Source organism: Pseudoxanthomonas japonensis (genome assembly GCF_043632995.1).
GTDB classification, from domain to species: Bacteria; Pseudomonadota; Gammaproteobacteria; order Xanthomonadales; family Xanthomonadaceae; genus Pseudoxanthomonas_A; species Pseudoxanthomonas_A japonensis.
Window position 1 is genome coordinate 856,229 of the sequence record NZ_CP171632.1, and the last position, 15,509, is coordinate 871,737.

Annotated in this window: 17 protein-coding genes; 11 read left to right on the forward strand and 6 right to left on the reverse strand. The window is 69.6% G+C overall.

Going from position 1 to position 15,509, the window contains the following annotated elements; all coding sequences use genetic code 11:
• Window positions 1-45 precede the first annotated feature (45 nt).
• From ACGHX3_RS03775 to ACGHX3_RS03820, 10 genes are read left to right on the forward strand one after another with little or no spacing between them, the layout of a single operon-like run.
• Window positions 46-492, forward strand: coding sequence for a GspH/FimT family protein (locus tag ACGHX3_RS03775; RefSeq protein ID WP_394697233.1), 447 nt, complete (start codon window positions 46-48; stop codon window positions 490-492).
• Complete coding sequence (locus tag ACGHX3_RS03780) at window positions 489-917, forward strand: prepilin-type N-terminal cleavage/methylation domain-containing protein (RefSeq protein ID WP_213601025.1); 429 nt, start codon at window positions 489-491, stop codon at window positions 915-917. The genes ACGHX3_RS03775 and ACGHX3_RS03780 overlap by 4 nt, the downstream gene beginning before the upstream one ends.
• Window positions 914-1,585, forward strand: a complete 672-nt coding sequence (locus ACGHX3_RS03785; RefSeq protein WP_313929283.1) for a prepilin-type N-terminal cleavage/methylation domain-containing protein — start codon at window positions 914-916, stop codon at window positions 1,583-1,585. Before ACGHX3_RS03780 ends, ACGHX3_RS03785 begins: the two co-directional genes overlap by 4 nt.
• Window positions 1,582-2,433 (forward strand): general secretion pathway protein GspK, encoded by an 852-nt coding sequence (locus ACGHX3_RS03790; RefSeq protein ID WP_394696447.1) that lies wholly within the window; start codon window positions 1,582-1,584, stop codon window positions 2,431-2,433. Before ACGHX3_RS03785 ends, ACGHX3_RS03790 begins: the two co-directional genes overlap by 4 nt.
• Complete coding sequence (locus ACGHX3_RS03795) at window positions 2,430-3,569, forward strand: PilN domain-containing protein (protein WP_394696448.1); 1,140 nt, start codon at window positions 2,430-2,432, stop codon at window positions 3,567-3,569. The genes ACGHX3_RS03790 and ACGHX3_RS03795 overlap by 4 nt, the downstream gene beginning before the upstream one ends.
• A complete protein-coding gene (gspM, locus tag ACGHX3_RS03800) occupies window positions 3,550-4,170 on the forward strand; it encodes a type II secretion system protein GspM (RefSeq protein ID WP_394696449.1) in 621 nt (206 codons plus the stop codon). The genes ACGHX3_RS03795 and gspM overlap by 20 nt, the downstream gene beginning before the upstream one ends.
• Window positions 4,160-4,993, forward strand: a complete 834-nt coding sequence (locus ACGHX3_RS03805) for a hypothetical protein (protein WP_394696450.1) — start codon at window positions 4,160-4,162, stop codon at window positions 4,991-4,993. Before gspM ends, ACGHX3_RS03805 begins: the two co-directional genes overlap by 11 nt.
• 9 nt (window positions 4,994-5,002) lie before the next feature.
• Window positions 5,003-7,213 carry a type II secretion system secretin GspD gene (gene gspD / locus ACGHX3_RS03810; protein WP_394696451.1) on the forward strand — a complete coding sequence of 737 codons (2,211 nt, stop codon included), beginning with the start codon at window positions 5,003-5,005 and terminating at the stop codon, window positions 7,211-7,213.
• Window positions 7,210-8,058 (forward strand): glycosyltransferase, encoded by an 849-nt coding sequence (locus ACGHX3_RS03815; protein ID WP_313929288.1) that lies wholly within the window; start codon window positions 7,210-7,212, stop codon window positions 8,056-8,058. The genes gspD and ACGHX3_RS03815 overlap by 4 nt, the downstream gene beginning before the upstream one ends.
• Entirely contained in the window at window positions 8,042-8,899 is an 858-nt protein-coding gene (locus tag ACGHX3_RS03820) for a glycosyltransferase family 2 protein (protein ID WP_394696452.1), read from the forward strand. The genes ACGHX3_RS03815 and ACGHX3_RS03820 overlap by 17 nt, the downstream gene beginning before the upstream one ends.
• 13 nt (window positions 8,900-8,912) lie before the next feature.
• Here ACGHX3_RS03820 and ACGHX3_RS03825 read toward each other — a convergent pair whose 3' ends face one another.
• The 6 genes from ACGHX3_RS03825 to thiS all read right to left on the reverse strand — a co-directional run bounded on the left by ACGHX3_RS03825 (window position 8,913) and on the right by thiS (window position 13,533).
• Window positions 8,913-9,371 carry a hypothetical protein gene (locus tag ACGHX3_RS03825; RefSeq protein ID WP_394696453.1) on the reverse strand — a complete coding sequence of 153 codons (459 nt, stop codon included), beginning with the start codon at window positions 9,369-9,371 and terminating at the stop codon, window positions 8,913-8,915.
• Window positions 9,368-9,757: an ACT domain-containing protein gene (locus tag ACGHX3_RS03830; protein ID WP_162336917.1), complete on the reverse strand. Its 390-nt coding sequence runs from the start codon at window positions 9,755-9,757 to the stop codon at window positions 9,368-9,370. The genes ACGHX3_RS03825 and ACGHX3_RS03830 overlap by 4 nt, the downstream gene beginning before the upstream one ends.
• Complete coding sequence (locus tag ACGHX3_RS03835) at window positions 9,754-11,622, reverse strand: SLC13 family permease (RefSeq protein WP_162336916.1); 1,869 nt, start codon at window positions 11,620-11,622, stop codon at window positions 9,754-9,756. The genes ACGHX3_RS03830 and ACGHX3_RS03835 overlap by 4 nt, the downstream gene beginning before the upstream one ends.
• Before the next feature lie 107 nt (window positions 11,623-11,729).
• The gene (trmB, locus tag ACGHX3_RS03840) at window positions 11,730-12,482 is read right to left on the reverse strand and encodes a tRNA (guanosine(46)-N7)-methyltransferase TrmB (RefSeq protein ID WP_394696454.1); all 753 of its coding nucleotides are present in this window, start codon (window positions 12,480-12,482) and stop codon (window positions 11,730-11,732) included.
• Complete coding sequence (locus ACGHX3_RS03845) at window positions 12,482-13,276, reverse strand: thiazole synthase (RefSeq protein ID WP_394696455.1); 795 nt, start codon at window positions 13,274-13,276, stop codon at window positions 12,482-12,484. The genes trmB and ACGHX3_RS03845 overlap by 1 nt, the downstream gene beginning before the upstream one ends.
• A 56-nt stretch (window positions 13,277-13,332) precedes the next feature.
• On the reverse strand, window positions 13,333-13,533 hold the full coding sequence (thiS, locus tag ACGHX3_RS03850; protein ID WP_394696456.1) for a sulfur carrier protein ThiS: 201 nt from the start codon (window positions 13,531-13,533) through the stop codon (window positions 13,333-13,335).
• A 173-nt stretch (window positions 13,534-13,706) separates the two neighbouring features.
• On the opposite strand from thiS, the gene ACGHX3_RS03855 reads away from it, so the two are divergent.
• Entirely contained in the window at window positions 13,707-15,506 is a 1,800-nt protein-coding gene (locus tag ACGHX3_RS03855; RefSeq protein WP_394697234.1) for an autotransporter domain-containing protein, read from the forward strand.
• The last annotated feature ends 3 nt before the right edge of the window (window positions 15,507-15,509 follow it).

Sequence of the window (15,509 nt, forward strand, 5' to 3'; positions counted from 1 at the left end):
GGCGCTGCGCATTCATCCATCGACGGACGCCGCTCGCGCGTCCACATGGACGGCTTCACGCTGCTCGAGACCCTGCTGGTGCTGGCGCTGATCGCGGCGGCGGGCATCCTCGCGGCGATGGCCTTCACCGGCGGCATGGACGGCATGCGACTGCGCTCCGAATCCAAGGAGATCGCTGCGCAGCTGCGCTACACGCGGGCGCGCGCCATCGCGACCGGCCAGCCGCAGCGTTTCCGCATCGACCCGCGTGCGCATGCCTGGGAAGTGGCGGGCGACCGTCGCGGCGACATCAACGACGGCTTGTCGGTGCGCTTCACCGGCGCGCGCGAAGCGCAGGCGCGCGCGGGCGAGGGCGGCGTGCTGTTCTTTCCCGATGGCGGTTCCACCGGTGGCCGCATCACCCTGTCGGCCGGTACGGCGGCGTGGAGCATCGACGTGGCCTGGCTGACCGGCGAGACCCGGTTGTTCCGCGACGAAGTGCCGGCGCCATGACCGCGTCACGCCGCCGCCAGCACGGCTTCACCCTGCTCGAGGTGATCGTCGCGTTCGCCCTGCTGGCGCTCGCGCTGAGCCTGCTGCTCGGGTCGCTGTCCGGTGCGAGCCGGCAGGTGCGCGATTCGGCGGACAGCAGTCGCGCCACGTTGCATGCGCAGTCGCTGCTGGCGCAGCTGGGCGCGGGGGAGGCACTGCAGCCCGGACGGCAGCAGGGCGGTTTCGAAGGCGACCGCTACCAGTGGCAGCTCGACGTCGTCCCGTTCGCCGATCCGCTGGCGGCGCGTGCGCAGCTCGACCCGGGCGCACCGCAACTGCTCGACGTGCGGCTGGCGGTGCGCTGGGGCAGCGAGCGTGGACAGGCGATGGAATGGCGCACGTTGCGGCTGGCGCCGCGCGACATCAACCAGGCGGTGTCGCCGTGATGCGCGCGCGGATGCGCGGCTTCACGCTGATCGAGGTGCTGGTGGCGCTGGTGCTGATGGCCGCGGGCCTGGCGCTGGCCTTCGCGACGCTGCGCTCCTCCACCGCGGTGGTCACGCGGGGCGAGGACATGGCGCAGGCGAGCGAACGCATGCGCGCGGTGCACGGCTATCTGCGCGCGCGGCTGGCATCGGCGCAGCCCATCGTGTTCGCCACCGACCGCAGCACCCTGCGGCAGGCGCGCTTCATCGGCACGCCGCAGCGCATGCGGTTCGTGGCCGACCTGCCGGATTACCTCGGCTACGGCGGACCGTACCTGCACGATCTGGTGATGGACGACGCCGGGCGCCTGCAGGTGGCGTTCTCCGTCGCGCGCCCGGACGCGTCGCTGGAGGACATCGATCTTGCCGCGCGCGGGCTGCGCGCCGAACGGCTCGCCGATGGCCTGAAGGCGGTGCGTTTCCGCTATCGCGGCCTCGACGCGGACAACCGGCTCGGTCCCTGGCAGGACCGCTGGGAGACGTCCGACATGCTGCCCCTGCAGGTGAAGGTGGAGATGGAAGCCGTGCGCGGCGGGCGCTGGCCGGACCTGGTGGTGACGCTCGCCCGCAGCGAGGGTGGCGCCGGCGGCGGCCTGCTGCCGGGCGGCAACCCGTCGGTGCTGCCATGAAACGTGCGCGCGGTGCCGCCCTGCTGCTCGTGCTGTGGCTGGTGGCGCTGCTCACCGCGCTGATCGGTGCCTATGCGCTGACCGCACGCATGGAGGCCTTGCAGGCGCGGGTGGGCAGCCGCGGCGCCCAGGCGCAGGAGATCGCGCGTGCCGGCATCGAGTACGCCCTGGTGCGCGTGTCCGACCGCAATCCGGAGACGCACTGGCAGCCCAATGGGCGGCAGTACACCTGGACCTTCGATGGCCAGCATGTGCAGGTGCGCATCGTGGACGAGACCGGCAAGATCGACCTGAACCAGGCCGACGTGCCCTTGCTGTCGCGCCTGATGCAGGCGCTCGGCGAGCCGCCCGGTGCGAGCGATGCGCTGGCGGCGGCCATCGTCGACTGGCGCGACGGCGACAGCCTGACCCAGCCGGTGGGCGGCGCGGAGGACGCGGACTACGCGGCGGCGGGACGCGACTACGGCGCCAAGGACGCGCCGTTCGAGACCATCGCGGAAGTCGAGCAGGTGCTCGGCATGACGCCGGACCTCTATGCGCGGCTGGCCCCCTTCCTGACCCTCTACTCGGGGCGCGCGCAGCCCGATGCGATGTACGCGCAGGGCCCGGTGCTGGAGGCGATGGGCGTGGATTCGGCCGCGTGGCTGGCGCAACGCCATGCCGCGGGCGCCGCGGTAAATCCCCAACTCGTCGGCACCGGCAGCGGCACGTATAGTATCGAGAGCCGTGCGCGGCTGGCCGATGGCCGCGAGGCGTCGCTTCGCACGGTGGTGCGCGCGGGTGCCAGCCCGGTACCGGGTTCGGCCTATACCTTGTTGCGCTGGGAGGAGGGAGCGTCACCACAATGAGCGGCGTACGCGACACCTTGCAGCGGCTCAGGGCACGGCTCGGGCCGGGTCCCCGCAGTTTCCTCGCGTGGTGGGGACAGGCGCTGGCGACCTGGTTGCCGGCGCGCTGGCGCGTGCTGCTGGGACTGACCGGCGACCGCCTGCTGTTCCAGCGCCGCGACGACGAGATCGAGATGACGTGGCTGGATGGCACCCGGCGGCAGATGCTCGCGCGGCTGCCGGTGACGGTGACGTCCGACGAACTGCAGTCCCTGCTTGGCAACCGCCTGGCCGGATTGCCGCGCTGGTGGCTGGTCCCTGCCGGCATGGCGCTTCGCCGCCGGCTCCTGCTGCCGGCCGCGGCGGCGGACCGGTTGCGCGATGTGCTGACCTTCGAACTCGACCGGCAGACGCCGTTCGCCGCGAACGAGGCCTGCTTCGACGCGCGCGTGCTGACCGTGCGTGCGGATGGTCAACTCGAGGTCGAACTGGCCGTGGTGCCGACCGCTGCCTTCACCGCCGGGCTGTCCGGACTGGGTCCACTGGCGGGCGGCATGGCCGGCGCGGACGTGGAAGAGGCGGACGGCACGGTCCTCGGCCTCAACCTGTTGCCCGAGCCGGCGCGCGTCTCGCGGCAGGCGCCGCAGCGTGGGCTGCACCTCGCGCTCGCGGCGGTCGCGGTGGTCGCCATCTGGTTCGCGGCATGGGTGGTGCTGGACAACCGGCGGGCCGCGGCCGATGCGTTCGCCGCCCAGGTCGATCTTCGCGCCGATGCGGCGCGGCAGGTGGCCGCGCAGCGGCAGCAACTGGTCGACCTGGTCGCCGGCACGACCGTGTTGAACCAGACCAGCGCCCGTCGTCCCACCGCGCTGGAAGTGATGGACGACGTCACCCGGCGGCTGCCCGACAACACCTATCTCGAGAAACTCGCCATCGAGGGCGACCGGTTGACGTTGATCGGCTTCAGTCCGGAAGCCTCGGGGCTGGTGGCTCGCCTGCAGGGTTCGCCGTTGTGGCGCAACCCGGCGCTGAGCGGTGCCCTGCAGCCGGATCCGCGCACGCGCATGGACCGCTTCACGCTGACCGCCGAACTGCTGGGCAAGCAGGATCCGTCCGCCAATGCACAGGGAGGTGCGAATGCCGCCGGCCGTGACTGACCGCGATCGCTGGCTGGCGCTGGCGCTGCTGCTGGCAGCGCTGCTGGTGGGCTACTTCGTGCTGGTGCATCCGTGGTGGACGGTACCGATGCAGGACGTCGGCGCCCGCGTGGACGAACTGCGCGACCGCGAACTGCGCATCCGCACCCAGCTGCAGCAGGCCCCGCAGGTGCAGCGCGAGCTCGCGGCCGCACTGGCGCAGCAGGCCCAGCGCCCGGGTTTCCTGCCGGAGGCCACGGTGGAACTGGCCACCGCCGGGCTGGTGCAGCGGTTGGAAACCATCGTCAAGCAGGCCAGCCCGGGCAACCGCAGTTGCGCCATCGCCAACCAGTCGCCGCTGGCCGTGGCCGGCCGCGAGGTCTACCCGCGCGTGGTGGTCCAGGTCCGCCTGCGCTGCGGCGCGCCCGAACTGGCCTCGGTGCTGCACCAGATCGAGTCCGGCAGCCCGCGGCTGTTCGTCGAGAACCTCAACATCCTCGCGCAGCGCTACGCGTTCCAGGCCAGCGAGAGCGGCAGCGGCGGACTGGACGTGAACTTCGACCTGTACGGCTATCTCAAGCCTTCCCCGGTCGTGGCCCAGGAGGCGCCCGGTGCGCGCTGACACCTGGAACCTGCGTACCTGGCTGCTCGCTGTCGTGGCGGGCTGGGCCGTGCTGGTGGCCGTGCTGGCCCTGTTCGGGCTGGGCAGCCGCATCACGCCGCTGCCTGCGGATCCGGGCCTGGTCCAGGCACTGCCGCGCCTGCCCGCCAGTCCGCCGGAGCGTCTGGGTGCGCTGGACCGTTACGCCGACGTGGGGGCACGCCCGCTGTTCTCGGAAGATCGTCGCCCCAAACCGTTCTTCCTCTCCGGCGAGGAGGCGGCCGCGCCCGCCTTCGACCTGGTGCTGACCAGCGTGCTGATCACGCCGGCGCTGGAGCTGGCCATCGTGCAGCCTGCGCAGGGTGGGGAAGGGCTGCGGGTAAAGGTGGGTGAATCGCCGGCGGGGTTCCCGGGCTGGGAGTTGAGCGAACTGGGACCGCGCCGGGCGGTGTTCGACGGGCCGGAAGGTCGCCGCGAACTGGAACTGCGCGTCTTCGACGGCGCCGGTGGGCAGCCGCCGACGCAGCTCCTCAGCCAGAACCCTGTCGTGCCGCCGGCGGGCATTGCGCCATCGGCGGCGCCGGGTGGTCGCGCCACCGGCGGCAACAATGCGCCGGCGGCGATGCCAGCCACGGTTCCGCCCCCGACGCAGGGACAGGGATCCGCGCCGTCTGCAATGACGCCCACCCCGTCGTCGCCAGCCACGACACCTGCACCGCCCACGTCGACCACCGACGAGCAGATGGAAGCCATCCGCCAGCGCATCGAACAGCGCCGCGCGCAGCTGCGCCAGCAGCAGGCGCAACCCACCACGCCGCCGGCAACGCCCGGCAAGACACAGTAGAGTGCCGGCATGACGTTACGTGTGATCCTGTTTTCCCTCTGCCTGGGCCTGCTGGCCGGGTGCGCCAGCGCGCCCGTGGCGGAGATGCACCGCGGGGCGACGACGCCGACGGGCATCGTGCCGGGCAATGCGCAGACCACGCCGCTGTCCGAGGCCGACGCGCCGGAGACGGGTCCGCAGGCGCAGGTCCGCCGCGGCAACGGGCAGATGATCAACCGCAGCGCGGCCGCCGCGCCGGTGCCTTCGCTGGGCGGTGCGAGCAGTGGGTCGGCCACCTTCAACTTCGAAGGCGAGTCCGTCCATGCCGTGGTCAAGGCCATCCTCGGCGACATGCTGGGGCAGAACTACGTGATCGCACCGGGCGTGCAGGGCACGGTCACGCTGGGCACGCCCAAGCCGGTGTCGCCAGCCGAAGCGCTGAACCTGCTGGAGATGGTGCTCGGCTGGAACAACGCCCGCCTGGTCTACAGCGGCGGGCGCTACAACATCATCCCGTCCGACCAGGCGCTCGCGGGCAGCGTGGCGCCGCGCACCGGCCCGGCGTCCAGCGCGCGCGGTTACGAGGTGCGCGTGGTGCCGCTGCGCTTCATCTCCGCCAGCGAGATGAAGAAGGTGCTGGAGCCATACGCGCGCCCGAACGCCATCGTCAGCATCGACGGCACCCGCAACGTCATCACGCTCGCGGGCACGCGCACCGAACTGGAGAACTACCTGCGCACCGTCGAGATCTTCGACGTGGACTGGCTGTCCGGCATGTCGGTCGGCGTCTTCCCGCTGCAGTCGGGTCGCGCGACGCGCGTGGTCGCCGACCTGGAGAAGGTGTTCGGCAACGACAGCAAGACGCCGAGCGCCGGCATGTTCCGCTTCATGCCGCTGGAAGGCGCCAACGCGGTGCTGGTGATCACACCGCAGCCCGCCTACCTGGACCAGATCCAGCAGTGGCTCGAACGCATCGACGGCGCGGGCGAAGGCAGCCGGCTGTTCTCCTACGAACTGAAATACATCAAGGCGCGCGAACTCGCGCAGCGGCTGTCGGAAGTGTTCGGGTCCTCGGGCGGCAGCGGGTCCGGTAACGAGCGGTCGACCGGTGGGGCGGGCAACGTCTCGCTGATGCCGGGCACGGACCCCGTGCAGATCAACGACGGCGGCCTCAACGGCAACGGCGGCAGCGTGGACTTCGGCAGCAGCGGAAGCAGCGGGACCGGCGGCCTGGGCAGCGGTTCGCTGTCGCTCAACCAGCGGGACAGCGGCAACGGTGCGGTCACGCTGGAAGTCGACGGCAACCGCGTCGGTGTGGCGGCCGTCGAGGAAACCAACACCTTGCTCGTGCGCGCCAGCCCCAGCGCCTGGAACTCGATCCGCGAAGTCGTCGAGAAGCTCGACGTGATGCCGATGCAGGTGCACATCGAGGCGCAGATCGCGGAGGTCTCGCTGACCGGCGACCTGAGCTACGGCGTCAACTGGTACCTCGAGCGCGCCATGACCGACAACGGTCTTGGGCCCTTCAATCCGCCGGGCGGCACGCCCGGGGTGAGCGGTCCCAGCAAGTGGAGCACGCTCGCCGGCAGCATCGGCGGCGTGAGCGGCGCGGGTGCCGTCTGGACGCTGGTCAAGAACGATGCCGCGGCGGTGATCACCGCGCTGGACGAAGTCAGCGACGTGCGCCTGCTGCAGACGCCTTCCGTGTTCGTGCGCAACAACGCCGAGGCCACCCTCAACGTCGGCAGCCGCATCCCGATCTCGTCGGTGACCGTCAATCCCGGACTCGGCACGGACAACACCTTCAGCCAGGTGCAGTACCTGGATACCGGCGTGATCCTGAAGGTGCGCCCGCGCGTCACCCGCGACGGCATGGTGTTCCTGGACATCGTGCAGGAAGTCAGTTCGCCGGGCAGCGAACCCGATGCCAACGGCAACGTGCGCATCAACACGCGCCGCATGAAGACCGAAGCCGCGGTGGAAGCCGGGCAGACCGTGATGCTGGCGGGCCTCATCAGCGACAGTGCGACGGAAGGATCCGCCGGCATTCCCGGCCTGAGCCGCCTGCCGGTGATCGGTGCGCTGTTCGGCAGGAAGTCCACCAGCAGCGAGCGCAGCGAGGTGATCGTGCTGATCACGCCGACGATCGTCCGCAACCCGCAGGAAGCGCGCAACCTGACCGACGAATACGGCCAGCGTTTCCGTGCCCTGGATCCGCTCTACGCGCCGCCGAAGAAGTGACCCCCGGTAACGCATCGCCCCTGCCGGTCGTCCTGTTGCCGGTCGGCACGGACGACGATGCCCTGGATGCCTGCCTGGGCGCGCTCGATGCCGGCACGCCCGCCGGCACGCGCGTGTGGCTGGCGGACGACGCGCAGGCGGGGCCGCGCGGTTTGGCCATCATCGAACGCTGGCTGGCCCGCACCGCGCTGCAGGCGGACTACACGCGCCGGCCACGGATGGTCGGCGAAGTGGCGCATGTCGACGAGATGCTGTCCGCCTGCGGCGATGCCGACGTGGTGCTGCTGGCCCCCGATGCCCAGCCGCTGCCGGGCTGGCTGCAGCAGCTGTCCGCCTGCCTGGCGCGCGACGCCGCCATCGCCACGGCCACGCCGTGGTGCAACGCCGGCGAAACCGCGGCATGGCCCCGGCTCGGCGAGGTGATGCCGCCGCCGGAGGACCGCGAGCGCACGGCGCTGGCCTGCGCGGCGCTACCGCCCCTGCATCCCGAATTGCCGGCCGCCGTCGCGCACGCGGTGGTGCTGCGCGGCAGTGCGCGTAAGCGCGTCGGCGGACTGGATGCCGCGAGTTTCGCCTCGTGGTACGCGGCGCTGGTCGACCTGTCGCTGCGCCTCTCGGGCCTGGGCTGGCGGAATGTCCTGTGCGAAACCGCTTTCGTCGCGCGCGGTGGCGAAGGCGGTCCAGCGGATGGCGACATGGATGCGTTGAACGCGCGCTGGCCCACGTTCACGCCGCGGCTGGCGACCTTCCTGATGGAGGATCCCCTGCGGCAGCCGCGCGAACGGCTGCATGCGCTGTATGCCCAAGCGGATTCGCCGGAGCGCCAGCGTGACCTCTTCGGTTGAGGTGTCCGGCATTGCCGCGGTGGTGGTGACGCACGAGAGCGCGTCCAGCATCGACGATTGCCTGATGCGCCTGCGCGTGGCGCACGGCGTGCACGAGATCCGCGTGGTCGACAACGCCTCGACCGACGACACCATGGAGATCGTGCAGCGGCATGCCTTGCAGGATGCGCGGCTGCGCTTCATCGCCAATCCGGACAACCCGGGCTTCGCCGTCGGCTGCAACCAGGGTGCGCGCGACACGCAGGCGCCCTGGCTCGCATTCGTGAATCCCGACCTGATGGTCGAGGCGGACACGTTGTCGCGCTTGCGCCTGCATGCGGTCGACACGCCGGGCGACATGATGCTCGGGGTCGATCTGGTCGACGAGGAGGGTGTGCGCGATACCGCGGCGCGCCGACGCGATCCGGAGTTCGCCGCGATGTTGCGTTCGCCAGGGGCGGCATCGAAGCTCGGCGTGCCCGTCGACGACGAACGGGTGCTGCAGCCCGTCGACATCATTTCGGGCGCGCTGATGCTGATGCCGCGCGCGCTGTTCGACAGGATCGGCGGTTTCGACGAGGGCTACCGTCTACACGCCGAGGACATGGACCTGTGCCGGCGTGCGCGCGATGCGGGCGCGATGGTCGCCGTCGCCAACGATATCCGCGTGCTGCATATCCGTGGCGTCTCCAGCCGCGCGCGTCCGGTATTCGTGGAATGGCATAAGCATCGCGGCCTGTGGCGCTACTTCCGCAAGTTCGAGGCCGCGCAGCATGGCCTGCTCACACGCTTGGGCGTGTTCGCCGCGATCTGGCTGCATTTCGGCGCCGTACTGGCGCGGATCTTGTCGCACAGACGCTGAATCCGCAGGGCCGTCATCGCTCGAGTGCTTGAGCAATCCGGGCTTTCGTCTTGAGTTCTTCGTAGGAGTCGACTTCGATGCGGATCACGGTCGTCGCCATGGAGCGTGAGGCGTTCTCGCGGAAGGTCCAGTAGGAGCGCGGCCACATTCGTCCCGCCGCGGCGTCAGCGAACCAAGCGTCTCCGCTACCGTCCGGATGAAAGCCAACGAACTTCAGCGTCGGCGTGTCAGGATGGTTTCCGATATAGAGGGATGCGATGGGTTTGCGTGTGTCGGCGAAACGGTACTCGCCCACCAGGAAGTCGGGTCCTTGGCGCACGGTCAGGACCCAAGCCGTCCTCACTTTCAAGGTCGGGCACGTGATGGTGTCGCCGGCATCGAAGAGTGGCGCTTGGGGTTCACCAGCGTGACAGGCTGCAAGGACGAGCACCGCAACCAGTGCGAGGACATGCGTCGACGCGCGAGAGATCATCGAAGGACCCCGTGTCCTGAGGCCGACAGAGCATCGCATGCCGGCTCCAGCTGATGCGCTTGGACAAGCACATAGTCGGTATCGAACGTGGAGATCGCGAAGATGCCCACGCCGGCCGCCGCCAGTGGATCCAGTACCGCCTTCAGGATGCCGGTCAGCGCGAAGTCGAACGGCCCCTGCAGCTTGAACATGCGCCAGCCGCGCTGGCAGCGGACGTCGTCGGGAACATGGGCTTCTTCGCAGACCAGCGACAGTTCGTCGTCGGTCCAGCCGGCGTGCCGCATGCCGGTGGTCGGCCACCAGGCGGGCAGGGGCGAGGTGGCGGACAGTTGGGCGACCGCGTAGCGCTCGGGCAGCAGGGACAGTGCCAGCGAAGGCGACGTCATCCCGGGCGCCCGTTCCACCAGAACATGGCATTGACGACGAGCACCACCACGACGGTATAGACCAGCGACAGAGGCCCGCCGACGCGCCACAGCTGGCGCGAGGTGTAGTTGGCGGGCCCAACGATCATCGAGATCACCGGGTTCGACGCGGTCATCAGGTTGTTGGACGCCGACAGCGCCACGATCAGCGCGAACGCGGTCGGATTGCCGCCCGCGGCGAGCGCCAGGTTGATCGCCATCGGCACCATCACGATGGTTGCGCCGACGTGGCTGATGACCAGCGAGAACGCGGTGGTCAGCAGGGCGATGGCGATTTCCAGCGCCCATACCGGAATGCCGTCCGGCAGGCGCTCGACCGTATGCCCGGCCACCCACGCCGCCGCACCGCTGCTGTCCATCGCCCAGCCCAGCGGGATCAGCCCCGCCATCAGGAACACCGTCTTCCAGTTGATCGCGCCGTAGGCCTCGTCCATCCGCAGCACGCCGGTCAGCAGCATGCCGGCGACGCCGGTCATCAGCGTCAGTGCGACGGGCAGCTTGGAGGTCAGCGCGATGAGGATGGTGATGGCGAAGATCGTCATTGCGATCTTGAACTTGTGCGGCCGCTGCTCGCCCTTCGGATAGTCGGTCACCACCACGAAGTCGCGGCTTTCCGCCGCCAGGCCCAGGTCCTGCCAGATGCTGTGGAACACCAGCATGTCGCCGGCGCGCAGCTTCTCGTCGCGCACGTTCTCGCGGATGACCTTCTTGTCGCGGTTGATCGCCAGCAGGCTGATGCCGTTCTGCTTGCGCAGGCGCAACTCGCGCGCGGTCTTGCCGATGAACTTCGAGGTGGGCGGCACCACCGCCTCGGAGATGCCGGCGCGGCTGGGATTGAACAGGTCGCCGAAGTGGCGCAGGCGCGAGGACATGCGCAGGAACTGGTTCTGCGCGAAGTCGCCGACGTCCTGTCGCGACCCCATCACGCCCAGCACGCTGCCCACCCAGATGCGCATGTCCGCCGGCGGCGACAGGCGCGTGTCGTTGCCGGTCTGCAGCGCCAGCATCAGCGGTGCGTCGTGCAGGGCTTCGGCCTCGCCCAGCGACATGCCCACCAGCGGGCTCTCGGCGCTGACCACCAGTTCGAACACGTCGCCTTCGATGCCGTAGGTGTTGGCGAAGTAGCTCTCGGTGCGGGCGGGCGTCACCGCGCCGTCGCTGTCCTGCGTCTCGTCCTTGAGCTTGCGGTCGCCGAAGTAACGGAAATACACCAGCGAGGCGATCACCAGCGCCAGGCCGATCGGCCACGGCGCGAACATGCGCAATGGTTCCAGCGTGGCCATGCCCGAGGGCAGGTTGTTGTTGGCCGACACCAGCAGGTCGTTGAGCAGGATCAGCGGCGAGTTGCCGACCATGGTGAACGCGCCGCCCATGACGATGGCGGCGGCGATCGGCAGCAGCAGTCGCTGCATCGACAGCCCGGTGCGCGAGGACAGGCGCGAGGCGACCGGCATGAACAGCGCCATCACCGACGGGTTCTGCATGAAGGACGAGTTGAGGCTGGCGATGGCGGTGGTCATCAGCAGCAGCCGCTGCTCGATGCCGTGCCCGCGCCGCAGCAGCCAGGAGGCTAACCGGTTCAAGGCGCCGGTGCGGTCCAGGCCGGCGCCCAGGATCATGGTCGCGATGATGCTCATCACCGCGTTGCCGGAGAAGCCGCCGAAGATCTCTTCCGGTGCGATCAGTCCGGTGATGCCCAGCACCACCAGCACCACCAGCGCCACCAGGTCGGCGCGGATGCGCTCGAACAGGAACATCGCCATCGTGAAGCCGACCAGCCCGAGGACGAGCTTCATGTCGTTGGTCAGCGTCAGCGCGTTGTCCATTACGGCAGGCGGGAATCGGGAGTCGGGAATCGGGAATCGGCGAAGACCAATCTGCCTAGCGGCCTGAAACGTGCACGGGGACGTGGGCGGGCTGTCTCGTCCATTCCCTAGTCCCCACTCCCCATTCCCGGCTTGTCGTACAGAAGATCCCACACCCCATGGCCGAGCTTCTGGCCGCGGGTCTCGAAATGCGTCTGCGGGCGCCATTCGGGGCGTGGCACGCTGCCGCGCGGTCCGGCGCGGTTGGCCAGGCCCGCGGTCGCGTCCAGCACGTCCCACATGTGCTCGGCGTAGGCCTCCCAGTCGGTGGCGCAGTGCAGGCGACCACCCGGGCGCAGCTTGCGTGCGATCAGGGCGGCGAAGGCCGGTTGTACCAGCCGGCGCTTGTTGTGGCGCTTCTTGTGCCACGGATCCGGAAAGTAGATGCGGACCTCGTCCAGCGCGCCATCGGCGACTTCGTGCTGCAGCACTTCCACCGCATCGTGGTGGTAGATGCGCACGTGATCGCTGCCGTCTTCGGCCAGCGCGTTCAACAACCGGCCGACGCCGGGCGCATGCACTTCCAGACCGAGGTAGTCGCGTGCCGTGTCGTGCGCAGCGGCGAAGCGCAATGCCTCGCCGTTGCCGAAGCCGATTTCCAGCACGCGCGGCGCAGTGCGCCCGAACACCGCGTCGTAGTCGCGCGGGTCGCCGGTGTAATCCAGCCCGAAGCGCGGCCATTGCGTGTCGAACGCGCGCTGCTGCGCCTCGGTGAAGCGGCCCTGCCGCAGCACGAAGCTGCGGACTTCGCGCCGGCCTTCGGTCAGGGTGAAGGGCTTGGGTGGCGTCTTGGCGCCGGGACTGGAGAACGGGTCCGTCATCAGCCGATCAGGCCGTCGATCGGGCTGGACGCGGAGGCATTGCGCTTGCGGGGGATGCGGCCGGCCAGGAAGGCTTCGCGGCCGGCTTCCACGGCCTTCCTCATCGCGCTCGCCATCAGCACGGGATGCCGGGCGCCGGCGATGGCGGTGTTCATCAGCACGCCGTCGCAGCCCAGCTCCATGGCGATGGCCGCATCGGACGCGGTGCCGACGCCGGCATCGACCAGCACGGGCACCTTGGCGTTCTCGATGATTTCCAGCAGGTTGTACTTGTTCTGCACGCCCAGGCCGGACCCGATCGGCGCGGCCAGCGGCATGACCGCCACGCAGCCGATATCTTCCAGGCGGCGGGCGAGGATGGGGTCGTCGCTGGTGTAGACCATCACCTGGAAACCGTCGGCCACCAGCGTCTCGGCGGCGGCCAGCGTCTGCACGACGTCGGGGTAGAGGGTCTTCTGGTCGCCCAGTACTTCGAGCTTCACCAGGGTGTGGCCGTCGAGCAGCTCGCGCGCCAGCCGGCAGGTACGCACGGCGTCGGTGGCGGTGTAGCAGCCAGCGGTGTTGGGCAGGATGGTGTACCTGTCCGGCGGCAGCACGTCGAGCAGGTTGGGCTCGTTGGGCGACTGGCCCAGGTTGGTGCGGCGGATGGCGACGGTGACGATCTCGGCGCCCGCGGCCTCGGCGGCCAGGCGGGTTTCCTCGAAGTCCTTGAACTTGCCGGTGCCGGTCAGCAGGCGGGAACGGTAGGTCTTGCCCGCGATCACCAGCGGGTCATGGGGGGCGGTGTTCGACATGCGGCGATTATCGCCCATGTGACGCCGGTGCGTCCCGTCGACGACAGCCCTGGCGCTCAGCCGCCGCCGAGCGCGTGCACGATCTCGACGCGGTCACCGGCCATGAGCGTGTGCTGCGCGTGCTGGCCGCGGGGGATGATCTCGCCGTTGACCTCGATGGCCACGCGGCGCTCGGCCAGGCCCTGCGAGTGGAGGAGGTCGGCGATGGTGCTCTGCTCGGGCAGCGCCTGCGGCTGCCCATTCAACTGGATGTCCATGCCGGCATTGTCGCCGATGGTGCGGTGGCTTGCCGCATTGCAGCGTGTACGCCGACGGGCTTGGTGGAACGATGCGCGCCATGCGCAGCCGTACGGCAGAGCCGGCGCGCAGTCCTTCCATCCCTTGCCCCGGAGATTCCATGAAGCGTTCCTTCTCGCCCGTCCGTTCCCTGCTGGCCGTTGCGCTGGCGGTGGCGGCCGCGCCCACCCTTGCCGGCGACAGTCCGTATTCCCAGACCGTCTTCTTCGGCGACAGCCTGACCGACTCCGGGCACTTCCGTCCGGCGCTGATCCAGGCGGTCGGTCCGAACGGCGCCATCCTCGGCCGCTTCACCACCAATCCGGGCCTGGTGTGGTCCGAATACCTGGCCGAGTACTACGGCACCGGCGCCGGCAGCGCCAACCAGGGTGGCACCAACTACGCCGTCGGCGGCGCCCGCGTGGGCACCAATACCTCGGGTGCGCTGGGTCCGATTCCGTCGATGACCACGCAGTTGACCAGCTACCTGTCCGCCAATGGCGGACGCGCCGATCCGAATGCGCTGTACACGGTGTGGGGCGGTGCGAACGACCTGTTCGCGGTGGTCGGTGGGGCCAATCCCACGACCACGATCGGCGGTGCCGTGACCGCGCAGGTCGGCATCATCGGCACGCTGCAGAACGCCGGCGCGCGCTACATCCTGGTGCCGACGATTCCCGACCTGGGCGTGACGCCGCAGTTCCGTGCCGGCGGTGCGACCGCGCAGGCCACTGGCACGCAGCTGGCCACCACCTACAACACCTCGCTGTTCGGCGCCCTCAACACCGCCGGCCTGCGCGTGATCCCGCTGGATACCTTCACGCTGCTGCGCGAGATCGTGGCCAGCCCGGCCGAGTACGGGTTCGGCAACGTCACAGGCACCGCCTGCAATCCGCAGATCACCGCCTCGTCGGTCACCTGCAGCCCGCTCAACTACGCCACCCCCAACGCGGCCGACGTGTACGCCTTCGCCGATGGCGTGCATCCCTCGTCGAAGGCACACGGCATCCTGTCCCAGTACGCGGTCTCGGTGCTGGAAGGTCCGCGCCAGATCGCGCTGCTGCCCTACACCGCGTCGGTACATGGCCGCGCTCGCGCAGATCGGGTGGCCTCGCACGTGGCAGGCAAGCCCGAGGCCGACGGCATGCGCTGGTGGGGCGACGTGCGCGGCGATTTCCTGCGCTACGACGACGGCAATCTATACGACGGCGCGGGCCCGATGGGCACGTTCGGCGTGGACTGGTCGCGTGGTTCGTGGGTCTATGGCGCCTTCGCGGGCTACGGCCGTGCGAAGTACGACTTCGGCCTGCGCCGCGGCAGCTTCGACGAATCCGATGCCACGCTCGGCGGCTTCGCCGGCTGGTACGGCGACCACCTGTGGGCGAATGCGCAGGTCAGCTACAGCTGGCTCTCGTACGACGTGGACCGCGAAGTGCAGTTGGGCGGCGTGACGCGCCGGCACAGCGGCTCGCCGGACGGCACCAACCTGACCGTCGGTGCGAGCGCGGGCTACGAGTTCGGTGATGGCGCGCTCCGTCACGGCCCGGTGGTGAGCGTGGTGTCGCAGACCATCGAGATGGACGGTTACAGCGAAAGCAACGTCAACTCGACCGCGCTGGCGTATCCGGACCAGGACTTCGATTCGCTGATCGGCAGCGCCGGCTGGCAGGTCAGCTATGCGATCAACGATCACCTGGCGCCGTATGCCCGCCTGACGATCGACCGCGAGTTCGAGGACCCGGCGGCGGAAGTGTTCGCGCAGTCGTTGTCGATGCCGGGCACGGCGCCCTACGCAGTGCCGGGCCTGGATACCGACGACAGCTACGGCACGCTGCTGCTGGGTGCGCGCACGAAACTGTTCGGGTTCGACGCCAACCTGGGCGTGAACACCACGGTCAACCAGGGTGGCGGCACCAACACCACCGCCTTCATGACCTTGAGCGGCGGCTTCTGATTG